12 protein-coding genes and 4 tRNA genes are annotated in these 17942 nt (G+C 57.7%); 2 read left to right on the plus strand and 14 right to left on the minus strand.

Annotated features, from left to right (window positions below):
- Positions 1-416: 416 nt before the first annotated feature.
- From ACFWUB_RS01300 to ACFWUB_RS01315, 4 genes are all read right to left on the minus strand, one after another.
- Positions 417-1991: a putative polysaccharide biosynthesis protein gene (locus tag ACFWUB_RS01300; protein ID WP_416184073.1), complete on the minus strand. Its 1575-nt coding sequence runs from the start codon at positions 1989-1991 to the stop codon at positions 417-419.
- A complete protein-coding gene (mfd, locus tag ACFWUB_RS01305; protein ID WP_416184074.1) occupies positions 1984-5268 on the minus strand; it encodes a transcription-repair coupling factor in 3285 nt (1094 codons plus the stop codon). Before mfd ends, ACFWUB_RS01300 begins: the two co-directional genes overlap by 8 nt.
- Positions 5269-5404: 136 nt before the next feature.
- Positions 5405-6358, minus strand: coding sequence for a peptidoglycan recognition family protein (locus ACFWUB_RS01310; protein ID WP_020311542.1), 954 nt, complete (start codon positions 6356-6358; stop codon positions 5405-5407).
- Positions 6355-7242, minus strand: a complete 888-nt coding sequence (locus ACFWUB_RS01315) for a PHP domain-containing protein (protein ID WP_296820683.1) — start codon at positions 7240-7242, stop codon at positions 6355-6357. The genes ACFWUB_RS01310 and ACFWUB_RS01315 overlap by 4 nt, the downstream gene beginning before the upstream one ends.
- Before the next feature lie 275 nt (positions 7243-7517).
- On the opposite strand from ACFWUB_RS01315, the gene gdhA reads away from it, so the two are divergent.
- Positions 7518-8867, plus strand: a complete 1350-nt coding sequence (gdhA, locus tag ACFWUB_RS01320) for an NADP-specific glutamate dehydrogenase (protein WP_020311544.1) — start codon at positions 7518-7520, stop codon at positions 8865-8867.
- Positions 8868-9080: 213 nt separating this feature from the next.
- Here the strand turns inward: gdhA and ACFWUB_RS01325 are convergent.
- From ACFWUB_RS01325 to ACFWUB_RS01340, 4 genes are all read right to left on the minus strand, one after another.
- Positions 9081-9155: transfer RNA gene (locus ACFWUB_RS01325), tRNA-Arg, on the minus strand.
- 7 nt (positions 9156-9162) lie between these two features.
- A tRNA-Arg gene (locus tag ACFWUB_RS01330) sits at positions 9163-9239 on the minus strand.
- An 8-nt stretch (positions 9240-9247) separates the two neighbouring features.
- Positions 9248-9321: transfer RNA gene (locus ACFWUB_RS01335), tRNA-Gly, on the minus strand.
- Positions 9322-9333: 12 nt separating this feature from the next.
- Positions 9334-9410 (minus strand) — tRNA-Pro (locus ACFWUB_RS01340).
- 117 nt (positions 9411-9527) lie between these two features.
- On the opposite strand from ACFWUB_RS01340, the gene ACFWUB_RS01345 reads away from it, so the two are divergent.
- Positions 9528-10265, plus strand: a complete 738-nt coding sequence (locus tag ACFWUB_RS01345; RefSeq protein ID WP_239639548.1) for a type I 3-dehydroquinate dehydratase — start codon at positions 9528-9530, stop codon at positions 10263-10265.
- Positions 10266-10464: 199 nt separating this feature from the next.
- Here the strand turns inward: ACFWUB_RS01345 and gatB are convergent, their stop codons facing one another.
- From gatB to cbiE, 6 genes are all read right to left on the minus strand, one after another.
- Positions 10465-11904 carry an Asp-tRNA(Asn)/Glu-tRNA(Gln) amidotransferase subunit GatB gene (gene gatB, locus ACFWUB_RS01350; protein WP_020309846.1) on the minus strand — a complete coding sequence of 480 codons (1440 nt, stop codon included), beginning with the start codon at positions 11902-11904 and terminating at the stop codon, positions 10465-10467.
- Positions 11904-13361: an Asp-tRNA(Asn)/Glu-tRNA(Gln) amidotransferase subunit GatA gene (gene gatA / locus ACFWUB_RS01355; protein ID WP_416184075.1), complete on the minus strand. Its 1458-nt coding sequence runs from the start codon at positions 13359-13361 to the stop codon at positions 11904-11906. Before gatA ends, gatB begins: the two co-directional genes overlap by 1 nt.
- Before the next feature lie 15 nt (positions 13362-13376).
- Positions 13377-13667, minus strand: a complete 291-nt coding sequence (gene gatC, locus ACFWUB_RS01360; protein ID WP_014016522.1) for an Asp-tRNA(Asn)/Glu-tRNA(Gln) amidotransferase subunit GatC — start codon at positions 13665-13667, stop codon at positions 13377-13379.
- A 686-nt stretch (positions 13668-14353) separates the two neighbouring features.
- Positions 14354-14983, minus strand: a complete 630-nt coding sequence (locus tag ACFWUB_RS01365) for a precorrin-8X methylmutase (protein WP_416184076.1) — start codon at positions 14981-14983, stop codon at positions 14354-14356.
- A complete protein-coding gene (locus tag ACFWUB_RS01370; RefSeq protein ID WP_302680828.1) occupies positions 14973-16337 on the minus strand; it encodes a cobyrinate a,c-diamide synthase in 1365 nt (454 codons plus the stop codon). Before ACFWUB_RS01370 ends, ACFWUB_RS01365 begins: the two co-directional genes overlap by 11 nt.
- A gap of 351 nt (positions 16338-16688) precedes the next feature.
- Positions 16689-17909, minus strand: coding sequence for a precorrin-6y C5,15-methyltransferase (decarboxylating) subunit CbiE (gene cbiE / locus ACFWUB_RS01375; protein WP_302680829.1), 1221 nt, complete (start codon positions 17907-17909; stop codon positions 16689-16691).
- Positions 17910-17942 lie beyond the last annotated feature (33 nt).

Below are 17942 nucleotides of genomic sequence, written 5' to 3' on the forward strand. Positions count from 1 at the left end.
ATAGCAAAAAGAACGGGAAAAAGCAAGGGACGGCCAAAGGCCGTCCCGCAGGCCGCAGCCTAGAGCCGTTCATCGAGTTTTGGGGCTAACGTCCCTACCGGTCGCAGGCCGCATCGTAGGGGACGTCCTGTTAAGGCGTCCCGCGTGAATCCTGTGTACATCCCCGATGACATGCGCGGCAACAGATTCAAACTGACGACATCGCCTCTTTTTGAGTTTTAAGTTTGTAGTTTTTAGTTTGTAGCAAATGGTAAAAAATTTAAGACCAGCTTCTACAAACTCCGTACTACAAACTATAAAGTAAAAGGGGCCTCGCATGATGGCCGAAGCCTTCGTGCGACAGCCCCTACGCATACGGCCGCAGGCCGTGTATTTTTTTCTGGCCTGCCACCCGCGGACTGCGGCCTGCGTCTTTCCTACAAATGTATCCGCCGGCTTACTTTCTTCCCGACGACGGGGATTTTTTCGATATCTTCTGCCGTGAGGGCCCGGAAGACGACGAGGCCGATGAGGTAGACCAGGGCTGCGGCCATGATGGCGGCGATGGTGGCCACGGCGTTGCCGAAGAGGACGAACAAGGCGTGGTGGACGAGCCAGGCCGTGCCGGCCATGGCGGCGCCGGCCAGAAAGAGTTTCCCGATGTAGCCCCACTGGACGCGGTAGGCAATGTATTTACGGGCAAAGTAAAGATTGAGCGCCGTAGCGACGGCCAAATCGGCATTGGTCGCCCAGGCGGCGCCGACTTCGCCCAGCCAGGGAATGGCCGTCAAGTGCCAGCTGAGGATAATCTTGACGACGGCCGCGGCGGCCATGTTGTACAGCGGGACGGCCGTATGGCCCATGCCCTGCAAAAGGCCGCTGGTGATCTGCTGGAGACCGACGAGGAAGACCGAAATGGACAGGACGTAGATGGCCGGCCCCGCTGCCGGCGTCGCATAGAGGAGCCGGGAAATGGGTACGGCCAGGACGGCCAGGCCCAGGCAGGCCGGCACGGTGATGACGTTGGCAATGCGCATGGCCGTGTCGGTCCGGTCGAGGATGACGTCCCGATTCCGCTGGGAAAAGGCAGCCGATACGGCCGGGACGAGGCTCGTCGCCAAGGCGATGGTCAAGATAGCCGGCAGCTGGACCAGGCCGTTGGCCATGCCCGTCAGATAGCCGTAAAGGGCCGTCGCCTGATGGGTGCTGTAGCCAGCTGCTTCCAGACGCAGGGGCACGATGAACAAGTCGATGCTGGCCACGGCCGGCAGGAGCATGTTGGCCGCCGCTACGGGCACGGCCAGGACGATGAGCCGGCGGATGATGCGCCGCGGCGACTGGATGACGAAGACGCCGTCGTCATCGGGCATGGGATGGCGGCTGTGACGGTAATACAGGAAAGCGATGAGCACCAGCCCTGCCGCCGCCCCCGGGACGGCGCCGAAGGCGGCACCGGCAGCGGCCCATTCCAGACCCTTCGGCAAGAGAATCCAGGCCAGGACGAGCATGGTGCAGACCCGGACAAACTGGTCTGCCATCTGGGACAGTGCCGTCGGCGTCATGAGCTGCAGGCCCTGGAAATAGCCGCGGAAACAGCAGGCGATGACCGACAGGCTCAGGGCCGGCGCCAGGACGGCCAGAGCCGGAAAGACCCGGCTATCGCGGACGATGCCCATTTCGACCAGGCCATGGGCGCCAAAAGGCAGGGCCAGGCCGCAGACGACGGCGACGACGGTCATGAAGACCAGGGTCACATGAAAGATACGGCGGACGCCGCTGTAATGGCCTTTGGCCGCTTCCTCAGCGATCATGATGGACACGGCAATGGGAATCCCGGCGCCGATAATGCTCAGGAGCAGGATATAGACGGGATAAGCCATCTGGTACAGGCCGATGCCTTCGCCCCCCAAGAGGCGCGACAAGAAGATACGGTTCAGCCCGCCCAGGATCTTGACGACGATACCGGCCACGGTGAGGACCATGGCGCCCCGTAAAAAGGAGTTCTTACTCAAGGGAATTCCCCTTTCTCAATGATGAAAAGGCCACCAGCAGCGTCTGGATAAAGGCCAGGACGTCGGAAATCCCAGCCAGGGAGACGCGGACCATGACGGGCATGTTGGGCACAAGGCGGAAACGGCGGCGCAGGGACGGTTCCAGTTTGGAAAGGTCGGGTATATCGGCGACGCGCTGCCACTTCAATTCCAGGACGTCTTTCTTCTGAGCGATGAGGACCAATCCTTGGGCCTTGGCGTCGAGGCGCGTTTCCGTGACCTGCAGCAATTTCTCTACGGGCTGGCTGGGCTTGCCGTAGCGGTCGGCCAGTTCCCGGCGCAGGTCGGCCAGTTCTTCTTTCGACGATAAGACGGCCAGGCGCTGGTACATTTCGATTTTCTGGCCGCCATTTTGGATATAGCCGTCGTCGATAAAGGCGTCGACGTGGATTTCCATGACCGTTTCCGGTGGCGGCGGCGCTGCTTCCTTGCCGTTCTGAGCCTTGGCGATGGCATCTTCCAGCATATGGCAGTACATGGCAAAGCCGACGCTGGCGATATTGCCGTGCTGTTCCCGACCCAGGAGGTTGCCGGCGCCGCGGATTTCCAGGTCACGCATGGCAATCTTGAAGCCCGAGCCGAGTTCGGTGAATTCCTTGATGGCCTGCAAGCGTTTTTCGGCGACTTCCGACAGGACCTTGTCGCGGCGGTAGAGGAAATAGGCATAGGCCATGCGATGGCTCCGACCGACGCGGCCGCGCATCTGATAGAGCTGGGACAGGCCGAAGTGGTCGGCGTCGTAAATGATGATGGTATTGGCATTGGCTACGTCCAGGCCGTTTTCGACCAGGCTCGAACAGAGGAGGACGTCGTATTTGCCTTCATAGAAATCGAACATGACCGATTCCAGCAGGCTCCCGGCCATCTGGCCGTGGGCGATGCCGATGGTCACATCCGGCAAGAGGGCCTGGAGTTCGTCTTTCATCTTTTCGATGGTCGCAACGCGGTTGTAGACGAAGAAGACCTGGCCGCCCCGCCGTTTTTCGCGCATAATGGCATCGCTGACGATGCGGGCGTCGTATTCGGTCACATAGGTCTGGACCGGGAAACGGTCTGTCGGCGGCGTTTCGATGACGCACATTTCCCGCAGGTTGACCAGGGACATGTGCAGCGTCCGCGGAATCGGCGTGGCGCTCAGGGACAGGACGTCGATATTGGCTGCCCAGGCCTTCCATTTTTCCTTCTGGGCCACGCCGAAGCGCTGTTCTTCATCGACGACCAGGAGACCCAGGTCCTTGAACTTGACCTTCTTGTTGAGCAGGCTGTGGGTCCCGATGAGGACGTCGATATCGCCGGTCAGGGTCCGGGCCAGGATATCTTTCTTTTCTTTATACGAGCGGAAGCGGTTGAGGACGTCGACGTGGACGCCGAAGGGACCGAAGCGTTCCATAAAGGTCTGGAAATGCTGCTGCGACAAGACCGTCGTCGGCACCAGGACGGCGACCTGCTTGCCAGCTGTGACGGCTTTGAAGATGGCCCGCATGGCCACTTCAGTCTTGCCGAAACCGACGTCGCCGCAGACCAGGCAGTCCATGGGCGTCGGCTTTTCCATGCTGGCCTTGATATCGCGGACGGCTTTCAACTGATCTTCCGTTTCTTCATAAGGAAAGGCTTCTTCAAATTCCTTCTGGAACGGCGTATCCGGCGGAAAGGCATAGCCCTGGACGACTTCCCGCTTGGCATAGAGGGCGACGAGTTTTTCTGCCAGGTCGGTAATGGACTTCTGGACCTTGGCCCGCGTCTTCTGCCAGTCGGAACCGCCCATTTTCTGTAATTTCGGCGTATCCCCTTCGTTACCGATGTAGCGCTGCAACAGGGACAACTGGTCCGTCGGCACGTAGAGGATATCCTTGCCGGCATAGTGGATTTCCAGATAATCCTTGTGGACACCATCCATTTCAATGGTCTTGATACCGATGTAGCGGCCGATGCCGTGGACTTCGTGGACGACGTAATCGCCGGGCTTGAGGTCGGTAAAGACGTTGATTTCCTGGCCTTTGGCGGCATGATGGCGCAGGCGCCGCTTCTGGGTGCCGAAGACATCCCGTTCGGCGACGACGACGATTTTGGCATAAGGCAGCTCGAAGCCGTCGTGGATCTCCCCTTCGACAACGTAGACGCCGCCTGGCGTACTCTGGTCATCATCGTAGTCCCGGAACGGCAGCTCATGCTGCTTCATCCAGGCCTGGAGCGAAGCCCGCCGGTCGCGGCTGTTGATGACGAAGAGGATTGTATTCCCCAGGTCCCGCCAATGGTCCACTTCTTCTTCCAGGAGGTTGAACTGCTTCTGGAAACTGGCCATCATCTTGGCGGCAAAGCTGGCCGACGTGTCTATCATCATATCCGGCACGGACTGGGCCATGAGCGACAAGATGAGCTGCGGCCCCGGGCGCTGGGCTGTGACCAGATTTTTCCAGGACGCCAGGCGGCCCTTATAGTCGTCGGACTCCTTGAGGACCTTCTTCAGGCCTTCGCGGACGCGGTTCGGTTCATCCCAGATGATGACGCCCTGTCCGGCATAGTCCAGGAGCGTATATTTCTCGTCATCCTGGACAGTCAGGGAAATGGGCAGGATGTGGGCCTTTTCCCGCTGGTCCTGGGATTTCTGGCTGTCTGTATCGAACGTGCGCAGGCTGTCCAGTTCGTCGCCGAAGAACTCCAGGCGCAGGGGCTGCGGTTCGTTGACGGCATAGATATCGACGATGTCGCCGCGGACGGAAAAATGACCGCGCCGTTCGACCATGTCGACCCGTTCATAGCCGGCGTCGACGAGGTGCTGCAACAACTCGTCGCGGTCGTAGTCCTGATGGATGGCCACGTCGATAGCGGCGGCATCGATGCGCTGCGGCGCCATGACGTACTGGGCCGCTTCTTCCGGTGCCGCCAGGATCAGGAGCCGGTCACCCTGGCGCAGGCGGCCCAAGGCTTCCATCTGCCGGGCCGTCCGGTCCAGGCTCTTGGCCGTCGTCGTAAAGACGGCCTTGTCGACGACAGGGAAATCCAGGACTGGCAGGTCCGGTACCAAAAAGGCCAGGTCCGCCATCCAGGCCGCAGCCTGTTCCCGCGACGGGACGACGAGGACGGCCTGCCCCGGCTTTTCCGTCAGGGCCTTGGCGACGAGGGCGCTCTTGACGGAACCGCTGAGGCCGTAGATACTATGACAGCCGGGCTGGGAAAACACAGCCACGGCGGAGCGGATATTTTCATCTTGATTCATCCATTGAAAGAATTGCTTCATATCGTTTTTACCTCATGACAAATTGGGGCTGTCGCATGAAGCCCTGGAAAACAAGGCGGTCCATGCGCAGCCCTTATCGTGATTCAACTGCAACTATTTAATTATATCATAGTTCACTGGCCCCTGCCAGTAGCGATTAGAAGACCGACGCGCCCTGCATGATGATGGCTTCCCGTTCTTTCCGGCTCATCTTGAGGAAATTCGTCTTCTTCAGCTTATCTTCATAAGACGAATCCATACCGTTCATCTTCTGGGCGACATCCTTGCGGATCTGCGGTAGCAGGCTGTAGAGGTTGCGGCCCGGGCAGTCCGTACTGTTGACGTCGCGATGGCCTACGATGGTAGACGGACCCGGCACGATGCTGTAGATCTTGCAGATCCAGGCGACCAGTCCTTCCAGGGAGTGGATCTGGGCCGGCGTGGGGATTTCCTTTTCAAAATTGCCCGTCACATTGATGCCGACGGTATGGTAGTTCTGCCCTTCGGCATGAGCACCGACCGTAGCCAGCGGGCGGCCCCGTTCAATGGTCCCGTCTTTGCGGATGACGTAATGGTAACCGATACCGGCCCAGCCGTTGGCCAGATGGGCGCGATGGATAGCCGCTGCCGACGTATCGCCATCGGGGATGCCGACGTGATGGATGACGACCATGTCCGTCTTCGGCCGCAGGAGCAGCGTTTCGCGGAACTGGAAATGCGTTTCCTTGATGGCCATCGGTTCGGCCGGCGCCGCATCGGTCACGGGATTATAGTTGCGCATGACGCCGCGGGCTCCGGCGGGTTTCGCCGACCGCGGGACATTGCCGATGACTGCGGGCTTGGCGGCTGTGCTGGCTGCAGCGGCTGGCTGGGACGATACAGGCGCCGTCTTGCCGGCCTGGTCTTTTTTCGTCTTCCCTGCCTTCTTGGCAGCCTTAGCGGCTTTGGCCTTGGCCCTGGCTACGGCATCCATGTGCTGGTCGACACTGGCGACGCCCGTCGTATAGGCTGCGCCTTCATTGTCGGCAGCACTCGCCAAAGAACCTGTCGTCATGCCCAGGGCCAGACAAAGGGTCAAGGCCAGGGCAGATATCATTTTTTTCGTTTTCACGATACATACACTTCCCCATGTTGTTGTTTGATTTTCTGGCAGAGCCGGTCCCACAGGGCCTGCGGTTCCGGATGGCCGTACGTCCCGAGCCGGATGTGCGGCTTGGCCCGGCCGTGGTAATCGCTGCCCAAGGTCGCCATCAGGCCATAGTTATCGGCAATGCGGCGGTAAAAAGCACTCGTCCCTTCGTCGTGATAGCTGCAATAGGCTTCGATGCCATCGAGGCCCGTAGCGATGAGCTCTTCCGTCAGCGGCCGGTTCTGCTTCATATTGGCACCGGGATGGGCCAGGACGGCGACACCGCCGTGGTCGTGGATGATGGCGACGGCTTTGGCAAAATCCATGAAGGTCATGGGCACGAAAGCCGGGCCTCCCTGGCCGCAGATATCCCAGCCAAAGTTGACGTATGGCGCATCGCTCCGCGCCCCACCCGGCCGGTACGGTGCCAGGACGGGACAATCCGCATTGCGCGGGTCCGCCAGGGCGACGCGGGCGATATGGACGGACGCAACGGCATCGCCGCTGCAGAGCTTCCAGATAGCCGGCCGGTCGAGGACGATGCCCAGGGCTTCGACGGCGTCGAGGACCTTTTCTGAAATCGCCCGGCGCTGGCCGTATACATCCTTTTCAATGGCCGCAAAAACAGGGTCCTCGGCATGGATGCCATAGCCGAGAAGGTGGAAATTCTTCCCTTTATACTGGCAGCTGATTTCGATGCCCGGCACCAGGTTCAAGCCCAGCCGGGCCGCTTCCTGCCGCGCTTCCGGGATAGCCCGGGCCGAATCGTGGTCGGTCACGGCGACGGTCGTCACGCCGGCATCGGCGCATTGGCGCATCAAGTCGGCCGGCTCGAATTGGCCATCCATACTATATTTCGTATGCATATGCAGATCAAGCCATGTTTCCATACATGCACTTCCCTTCTTCAAACATCTTCCCTATTATACTACGCTTCTCCGGCCCCTGCCAGTCATGACAAATCAATTATTCGATTTTTGAATTTTATCGTTTTGAAATCTCTATCACTAATTTTTTAAGTTTTTATTTACATTTTCTAAAATCTTTTCTATAATATCTCCAACGGATGCAAAAAAGTCATTACGACGCATCTATCGACTACCTCATTACAATAAAATATTCATTCAAAGGAGAATCCATTATGACAGAAATGCAGCAGTATGTAGAAGACGTGCTGGCCATCATCCAGCGCCGTGACCCTGAACAGACGGAATTCCAGAACGCAGCCCGCGAAGTACTGACGTCCCTCGTGCCCATGCTGGAAAAGGAACCGAAATATAAACAGCACCACATCCTGGAACGCATCATCGAACCGGAACGCGTCATCATTTTCCGCGTCCCCTGGGAAGATGACAACGGCGTCTTCCACGTCAACCGCGGCTACCGCGTCCAGGCCAACAGCGCCATCGGCCCTTACAAAGGCGGCCTGCGCTTCCACAAGAGCGTCAACCTGAGCATCTTGAAGTTCCTGGCTTTTGAACAGATCTTCAAGAACGCCCTGACCGGCCTTCCCATCGGCGGCGGCAAAGGCGGCTCGGACTTCGACCCGAAAGGCAAATCGGACCGGGAAGTCATGCATTTCTGCCAGAGCTTCATGACCGAACTGTGCCGCCACATCGGCCCCAACATCGACGTACCGGCTGGCGACATCGGCGTCGGCGCCCGTGAAATCGGCTTCCTCTATGGCCAGTACAAACGCATCCAGGACGCTTTCGATGCCGGCGTACTCACAGGCAAAGGCATTGATTACGGCGGAAGCTTCGCCCGTACAGAAGCTACCGGCTATGGTCTCCTCTATTTCGTCAAGGATATGCTGGACAACAAGAACATCGACATCAAAGGCAAGACGGTCATCGTTTCCGGTTCGGGCAACGTCGCCATCTATGCCATCGAAAAAGCCCAGGCCCTGGGTGCCAAGGTCGTCACCTGCTCCGACTCCAGCGGCTATATCTATGACGCCAATGGCATCGACGTCGCAACCGTCAAGGACATCAAAGAAGTCCGCCGCGGCCGCATCAAAGAATACATCGAAACCCATCCGGATGCAGAATACCACGAAAACAGCCGCGATATGTGGAAAATCCCGGCCTTCATCGCCCTCCCCTGCGCTACACAGGGCGAAATCGACCTGGAATCGGCTAAAATCCTCGTCCAGAACGGCGTAAAAGCCATCGGCGAAGGCGCCAACATGCCGTCGACCCTCGACGCTATGGCTTACTTCCAGGAACACGGCGTCCTCTTTGCGCCGGCCAAAGCTGCAAATGCCGGCGGCGTCGCCGTATCGGCCCTGGAAATGGCTCAGAACTCGGAACGCCTGTCCTGGCCCTTTGAAAAAGTCGACGCTACCCTCAAAGACATTATGCGCAACATCTTTGAAGAATCCCGTGACAACGCCGCAAAATACGGCGTCCCCGACAACTACGTCGCCGGTGCCAACATCACGGCCTTCATGAAAGTCGCCGACGTCATGATTGAACAAGGTTTAGTGTAAGATATAGAAAAGGGATTGTCGCACATGCGACAATCCCTTTTTTGCTGTAGGGGACGCCCAGAGAGCGTCCCGCTGTGAATTTTGTGTATTCCCTACCATGCAGCAGTTAGCGGATGGTTAACAATTTAAAACCAGATTATACAAACTATAAAATGAAAAAGGACCCCGCATGATGGCAAAAGCCTTCGTGCGGGGTCCTTTTCACTATTTTTTTGGTGCGCCTAGAAGGATTCGAACCTTCGCACCCGGTTCCGGAGACCGGTGCTCTATCCCCTGAGCTATAGGCGCAAGTAAGTGGTGACCCAGTAGGGATTCGAACCCTAGACCCACAGCTTAGAAGGCTGTTGCTCTATCCAGCTGAGCTACTGAGTCTCAAAAAATGGAGCGGGTGATGGGAATCGAACCCACATAACCAGCTTGGAAGGCTGGCGCTCTACCACTGAGCTACACCCGCATCGGTCGGTAATGGTCGGAGCAGCAGGATTTGAACCTGCGACCCCCTGGTCCCAAGCCAGGTGCGCTACCAAACTGCGCTATGCCCCGCCAACAAAAAACATTATACAAGAAACGAGATGATTTGTCAACGTTTTTTTATAGCCATTGCCAACAAGTCATATTCCGAGTACAATAAAGATAATACGACTTAGGAGGTAATAATATATGCCTAGTGCAATGAGTATTCATTTTGAATCGGACCATCCCTTCATCGCCGTTCCCTTGGAATGTGAAACTATCGAAGATTTGCAGGACCGAATCGACGAAATCTTAAAGAAACCTTACGATATGATTGCCTTTGATGCCGGCTGTTTCAACGGGACCATCAATTTGTCCCAGCTCTGGAACGCCCTGCTGTTCATTGCCCGTGATGCTGAACAGCCGTCGGTCCTCTTCTCGTGCGATAAGAGCAAGCTGCCGGAAATGTACCAGACCGACAACGACTACGCGACGATCCTACGCTTTGCCATCCGTTCGGCCCTCATCGACGCCGTCAAAATCGAAGGCAGCCTCGACGAAGATGACATCGACGACATCGCCGGTCAGGCCGTCGACCTGGGCAGTGTCCCCATCATCGTCATCCGCGCCGACCAGGGCGCCAAAGCCGACGAACTCGTCCAGAAGATGGAAAGCCGCTGGGACCTGGAAGCCAAGACCTTTGAACTGGCTGTCCCCGTCCAGACGAAAGAAGATATCCAGGCCCTGGAAGATGCAGCTAAAGCCTTCCACGAAGCCCATCACGACGCAACGGTCATCCCACATCCTATCGGCAAAATTGCCAAAGAAGCCATGCTCCAGGGCCAGACCTTCGGCGCGCCCCTGCTCTATACGACAGACGGTGAAGAAACGGAAACCCTGCCGACCAGCACGGCCATCCATAAACTGCTCCATCCGGAAGAATAATATAAAAAAGAGCTTGTCGCACGACGACAAGCTCTTTTAAGTTGTTAGTGGCTAGCAGTTAGTTGTTAGTGGATGGCTTTAAATTTAAAGTTTTTCTCTGAAAACTACAAAATCTGTACTACAAACTATAAAGAGAAAGGGACATCGCATGATGGCATAGGCCTTCATGCGATGTCCCTTTTTAGCTGCAAACTATCTTTTACTGTAAATTCTTGGTCAACAGCTGGTTGACGACGCCGGGGTTGGCCCGGCCTTTTGTTTCTTTCATGATCTGGCCGACGAGGAAGCCGATGGCTTTCTTCTTGCCGGCTTTATAGTCGGCGACGGACTGCGGGTTGGCAGCGATGACTTTTTTGACCATGTCTTCCAGGGCACCTGTATCGGTGATCTGGACCAGACCCTGTTCTTTGACGACGACGTCGGCTGCTTTGCCGGACTTCCACATTTCCGGCAGGACTTTCTTGGCGATCTTGCCGGAGATGGTCCCTTTAGCGATGAGTTTCAAGAGGCCAGCCAGGTCAGCCGGTTTGACTGGCGAAGCGGAAATGTCGATGTTTTCTTCGTTCAGTTTCTTGGCGAATTCGCCGAGCATCCAGTTGGCTGCTTCTTTGGCATCGACGCCTTCTTTGACGACGGCTTCAAAGTAATCGGCTGTCTGTTTTTCCAGGGTCAGCAAGTTGGCGTCGTATTCGGACAAGCCCAATTCATCCTGGAAGCGCTGGCAGCGGGCATCGGGCATTTCCGGCAGTTCCTGGCGGACCTGTTCGATGTATTCCGGCGACACTTCGATAGGAATGAGGTCCGGTTCCGGGAAGTAACGGTAATCGCTGTCCCCTTCTTTGACGCGCTGGAGGATGGTAATGCCCTTGGCTTCATCCCAGCCGCGCGTAGCCTGCTGGATCGTACCGCCTTCGTCGAGGATCTGAGCCTGGCGGACGGCTTCGTATTCAATCCCCTTCTGGACGGCGCTGAAGGAGTTGATGTTCTTGATTTCCGTCTTGGTCCCCAATTTATCCGAACCGACGGGACGGACGGAGATATTGGCGTCACAGCGCATACTGCCTTCTTCGAGGCGGCAGTCGGAAACGCCGAGGTACTGCATGATGGAGCGCAGTTTTTCCAGATACGCTCTGGCTTCGGCACCGCTGCGCAGTTCCGGTTCGCCGACGATTTCCAGGAGCGGTACGCCCGTACGGTTATAGTCGACGCTGGTCGAATCAGAGTTGGCAATGCTGCCGCCGCTGTGGACGAGCTTGCCTGCGTCTTCTTCCATATGGATACGGGTCAAATGGATGCGGCGCTGTTTGCCGTCGACGTCGATATCGATGTAGCCACCTTTGCAAATCGGCAGGTCGAACTGGGACGTCTGGAAGTTCTTCGGCAAATCGGGATAGTAGTAGTTCTTGCGGTCGAATTTGCTGAACGGCAGGATGTCGCAATGCAGGGCCAGGCCGGCTTTGACGGCATAATGCAATACTTCTTTATTGAGTACGGGCAGGACGCCGGGCAGGCCTAAGCAGACCGGGCAGACGTGGGTATTCGGTTCGGCGCCGAATTCCGTGCTGCAGCCGCAGAAAATCTTGGTTTTCGTTTTTAATTCGACATGGACTTCCAAGCCGATAACGGATTCGTATTTCATTAAAGTTCAACCTCCCCCATGGGCGACGGCTTGCGAAGGTCCGTCCGATTCTGTTCAAACGTATAGGCCACGCGAAGCAGCGTTGCTTCGTCCAGGGCCTTGCCGATGAGCTGCATGCCGATGGGCAGGCCGTTCTTATAGCCGCAGGGAATGCTGAGGCCCGGCAGGCCGGCCAGGTTCAACGTGACCGTGCAGACGTCGCCGAGGTACATAGCCAGCGGATTGTCGCTGTTCTGGCCGATTTTGAAGGCCGTATCCGGTGCCGTCGGCGTGAGCAGGACGTCGCATTTCTTCAGGGCTTCGTCGTAGTCCTGTTTGATCAGAGTACGGACTTTCATGGCCCGCAGATAATAAGCGTCGTAATAGCCCGAGCTGAGGACGTAGGTCCCGAGGAGGATACGGCGTTTGACTTCGTCGCCAAAGCCTTTCGTACGGGTCTTGATGTACATGTCGACGATATCCTTGCCGTCGACGCGCATGCCAAAGCCGACGCCGTCATAACGGGCCAGGTTGGAGCTGGCTTCGGCCGGCGCGATGATATAGTAAGCAGCGATGCCGTATTTCATGTGGGGCATGCTGACCGGTACGATTTCAGCACCGAGTTTCTTATACGTTTCGATAGCGTCTTCCAGGGCCTTGCGGCAGTCAGCATCGAGGCCTTCACCGAAGAATTCTTCCGGGACGCCGATTTTCATACCCTTGACGTCATTGACCAGGGCCTGTTTGTAATCTTTTTCAGCCTGGGGAATGGACGTCGAGTCCTTGGCATCGTGACCGGCGATGGCATTGAGGACGATGGCGCAGTCTTCGACGTCATTCGTGAAGGTACCGATCTGGTCCAGGGACGAAGCGAAGGCGATGAGGCCGTAACGGGAAATGAGGCCGTATGTCGGTTTGAGGCCGACGACACCGCAGTAGGAAGCCGGCTGGCGGACGGATCCGCCAGTATCCGAGCCGAGGGCCCAGACCGTTTCACCCGAAGCGACAGCAGCCGCCGAACCGCCGGACGAACCGCCGGGGACGCAATCGAGGTTCCACGGGTTATGGGTCAGCTGGAAAGCCGAGTTTTCTGTCGAACTGCCCATAGCGAATTCGTCCATATTGGTCTTGCCCAGGCTGACATAATCAGCAGCCATCAATTTTTCGATGACCGTCGCATTGTACGGCGATTTGAAATTTTCCAGCATCTTCGATGCACACGTAGCCTTCTGGCCTTTGATGCAGATGTTGTCCTTGATGGCACCGGGAATCCCGGCGAGGTCACTGATGGCTTCACCGGCTGCGATTTTGGCATCGACAGCGGCAGCCGCTTCTAGGGCATAGTCGCGGTTATCCGATAAAAACGCCTGTACTTTCGGTTCTACTGTATCTTTATGTGCAAGAAAAGCCTTGGTCAATTCGACAGCCGATACGTCGCCGTTGACCAGTTTTTCATGCAGTTCATGGATGGTTAACATACATACGCCTCCCTGTTAATCCTGGATGACTTTCGGAACTTTGAAATAGCCATCAGCCTGTTCCGGCGCATTCTGAAGCGCTTTTTCATTGGCCAGCGACGGCTGGGGAACGTCGTCGCGCATGACGTTGGACATGGATACGGCATGGGCCGTCGGCTTGACATCGGTCACATCGACTTGGCTCAAGAGATCCATGTACGATAAAATGTCGTTCAGCTGTTTCCCGACCGTTTCCATCTGGTCTTCCTTGACTTCCAGGCGGGACAACAGTGCGATCTTCTTTATTTCTTCGGCACTGATTTTCATACTGACACTCCTTGCAGATATTTTTAGCGTGACAAATCGGAATCGTTTGTCAAAATTCAACACATATATAATTTAATCACCTTTTGCCATATTTTGCAAGCCTCGGAGCCAATACCGCAGGTAGCAGACGGCAAACGAGGCTGCCCACCAAGACAGCCTCGTTTTGCGTTTGCAGTTTGCAGTAAATATCAACTCATCGCCTGTATGCGATACCGTAGGGGACGTCCCAGAGCCTTTTTGTCCCATCCGATGCAGGACGATTCCCCCAACGGATAGCAGCGGCGGGCGGCCCGCTACGCGCTGAGGGCTTCCCGAAGCGTCGTTGTCAATTTGAGTCTGTTGCGGCACAGCCGCATCTGACTCGTAGGGGCGTACACGTAGCGCGCCCGCTTTTGAACTCCGTAAATAACCGTGACTGCGTTCTTTTCCATCGCCTGACTGCGATACCGTAGGGGACGCCTAGAAGGCGTCCAGCCACGGCTGTCCGTTTTGGCAGCCGTCTTGCGCCTTCCGCTGGTCGGCACCTGACGGGCCAAAAAGGCCGCCGTGAATCCTGTGCCTAGCCGGAATTTATGACGAATGGCACGCGGTCGTAATACAATCATGAATCTGTCGCGGCAAAGCCGCATCTGAGTCCAAGGCGGCCGGTGGCCTGCGGGACGCCCTTTGGGCGTCCCCTACAATGCCTACCCTCTCGTCAGGCGATAGATGAGGGCGTTGCAGATGGCGGCGGCGATGGTGCTGCCCCCTTTTCGGCCTTTGGCGACGATGTAGGGAATGCCGGCTTCCATGATGACTTCTTTGGCATAGACGACGTTGACGAAACCGATAGGGACGCCGATGATCAGGGCCGGCCGCATCTTCCCGGCATCGATGAGTTCCCGCAGGCGCAGGAGGGCTGTCGGGGCATTGCCGACGGCGACGATGACCGGCCCTTCGAGGGCTGCGGCTTTATCCATGGAAGCCTGGGCCCGCGTCGTCCCCTGCGCTTTAGCAGCAGCAGCTACGTCTTCATCGGCCATGAAGCAGACTTTGCGGCAGCCCAGTTTTTTTAGACCCGGCTGGCTGATACCCATGCAGGCCATGTTGGTATCGGTCACGATGGTGCAGCCGCCTTTCAGGGCCGTCAAGGCCTGGTCGACGGCGCCAGGGCTGAAACGCAGGTTGCGGACATAGTCAAAGTCGGCACTGGTGTGGACGACGCGCTTGATGATATCCTTTTCGTCTGGCGGCAGGATGATGTCGCCTAATTCGTCTTCAATGATTTCCATGCTGCGCCGTTCGATATCGGCTGGTAAAATGTGTTCAATTTTCATGAGTTCCTTCCTTTCGATGGATGCAGGCTGCGACGAAGCGGGCGGCCCAGTCCCTTTTCCCCAGGAAATGGATGTGGGGATAGCCGCCGATGAAGTGGTCGTTCGCCATGATGCAGGGCCAATGGTGCTGGCTCCCGGCCTTATAGGCCGTAAAATCATGGCCGTTGTCCGTGCTGTCTGAATAGTGGAATTCGTGGGCCGTCACGGTGTCGCCAGCGCAGCAGAGCAGGTTGTCTTTTTCAGCCTTCAGGGTGACGTAACCGAAACGCTTCAGGGACGAGGTCATGAAGGTTTCGCCAGGTACGGCGCCGACCCAGGGCCACAGGCGGTCCTGGCTGTCGCGAAAGGCCTGATGGAGATACATGAATCCCCCACATTCGGCGATGCACGGCAGCCGGGCGTCCAAGGCACGGCGAAGGGATGCACGCATCGACGCGTTCTGGCTCAAGGCCTGGGCATACAGTTCGGGATAGCCGCCGCCGAGATAGAGACCGTCACAAGGCGGCAGTTCCCCGTCGTGGAGGGGACTGAAAAAGACCAGGTCCGCGCCGGCCTGCTGCAGGACCTGGAGGCTGTCTTCATAATAGAAACAGAAGGCTTCGTCCCGGGCGATGGCCAGGACGGCCCGGCCAGGATCGGGATGAAAGGCCGGACTGCCAGACCCGGTCAAAGGCGCTGCCTGGCGGGCACAAGCCAGGAGTTCATCAATGGCGATAGTCTTTTCGGCCTGGGCGGCCAAAGCGGCCATTTTCCCTTGGAGGTCAGTAATTTCATCGGCTGTGACCAGTCCCAGATGGCGGCTGGAAAAAGTGCAGTCCGGCATATCCGGGAAGCAGCCCAGGGCTTTCAGGCCCGATGCCTTTTCCCAGGCCCCTTTGAAATGCTCATAGACCATGGGCTTGATGCGGTTGACGATGAAGCCGACGACGTGGCTGTCAGCCCGGAAAGCAGCCATTCCCTGCAAGACGGCTGCCAGCGACAGGCCGGCACCGCGGCCGTCGACGACGAGGACGACCGGCGTATCTGTCGCTGCGGCCAATTCATAGGCGCTGGCCTCCGAACCCGTGCCGACGCCGTCGTAGTAGCCCATGGCCCCTTCCAAAATGGCTACATCAGCCGCAGCACCATGGCACAGCAGCGTCTCCCGGGCAGCTGCGGCGCCCGGCTCGTGGCGGCCGAGGAGAAAGAGGTCCAGATTATACGACGGCGTATCCAGGACCCGGCGGTGGAACATGGGGTCGATATAATCAGGACCGCTCTTGAAAGCAGCCGGCGACAGGCCGCGGTCCTTGAGGGCCTGTAACAAAGCGCAGACCACCGTCGTCTTGCCGCTGCCGCTGCTGGGAGCTGCCAAAAGCAGCCGTGGAACTGGCGTTCCTTGTATAGATGAGGGCATGAGGATCTCCTTTCGTGAATGTAAAGTCGTTCATCGTAGGTCGTTCATCGTTCATCGAAAAAGCAAAGACCCCGGCAGGCCGCAGGTCACTTTGTAGGGGCCGTCCTAAGCCTTTTTGGCCCGTCAGGTGCCGACCAGCGAGAGGCGCAAGACGGTTGCCAAAACGGACAGCTGTGGCTAGGCGGCCCGCCTTCGCAGTTCGCAACAAGGCTCCCCTGAGAAGGGGAGCTGGCAGCATAGCCGACTGAGGAGTTCTTCCAGCAAAGGCCCCTTGCAAGGTGGCAGAAACCTTTGTGCGACAGTCTGGGTCTAAGCTTCCCCTGCGTCCTGACGGACAGCTGTCATGATATATACCGGGTTCTGGGCCATCATGAGATGATGCTGGCCGACTCGTTTGCTGCGGGCCGTGCTGACCTGGGTGATGTCCAGCTGGTATCCGTTACGGGCGGCGTAATAAGCGGTGACGGCGGCCAGGGTTTCCAGGCTGATGGCCGTAATGACCATGCGGCAGGCTTCATTCTTGTCATACAGGTCATCGAGGATGGATGCCAGATTGCCTTTGGTCCCGCCAATGAAGGCGTAATCCGGTGCGATGTCCAAGGTTTTCAAGGTCTGGCTGGCATCGCCGGCGACGACGGTGACGTTAGTCAGGCCGAAATGGCCGATATTCTGCTGCAATACAGTCAGGGCCTCTTCATTGATTTCAAAGGCATAGACGTGGCCAAAAGGAGCCTGCAAGGCCAGTTCGACCGTGCACGAACCAGTACCGGCCCCGATGTCACAGACGACGGCGTCTGCTTCCGGAGCCAGTTTGGACAGGGCGACGCTGCGGATTTCCTGCTTGGTCATGGGCGCTTTGCCGCGCAGGAAGGCTTCATCGGGCAGACCGTGGACGGGCCGCACCCAGGGCCGGGCCTTTTCGTTTTCTACCATCATGACGGCCAGGGAATCGGCGGGACGGTCGGTGAAATCGGCAGCCGTCCCGCGGAGGATGGTTTCATTGTCATAAGATAAGTCGCAGCCAATGGCTACGGACACCGTATCCAGGCCTGCCTGGCAGAGTTCCCGGCACAAGGCGGCCGGTGAATCGGCCCCGCCTGTCAGGACGAAGACTTTCCGATGCTGGCGGACGGCGGCGACGAGGGATTCCCGGCGGCCATGGCGGCTGACGATAAAGGCGTCGTTCCACGTCGTCTGCAAGGCAGCCGCAAAGTAGACGAGGCTGCTGATGCCGGCGATGCGGGTCACCGTGCAGCCAGGGATGTCCGTGAGCAAGGCGGCCAGGCTGAAAAAGCCGACGTCGCCGGACACGAGGATGGCCATGGGCCCTTCCTCATCGGACAAAGAAGCGGCAAGCTGACAAATATCGTCACGCCGGTACGTCGCGACCAGGCGCTTCCCGGAAGCCGCAAAAGGCGCCAGCATCCGCTTGTCGCCGACGAGGATAGGCGAAGCCTCTATGGCCGCTTTGGCCTGCCCCGTCAACAACGCCGGATTACCGGGCCCTGTGCCGATAATATATACGTGCATGGTATGTCTCCTTTCATGGGCGCCCGCAGGTCG

This window comes from Megasphaera sp. (genome assembly GCF_047831605.1).
GTDB classification, from domain to species: domain Bacteria; phylum Bacillota; class Negativicutes; order Veillonellales; family Megasphaeraceae; genus Megasphaera; species Megasphaera intestinihominis.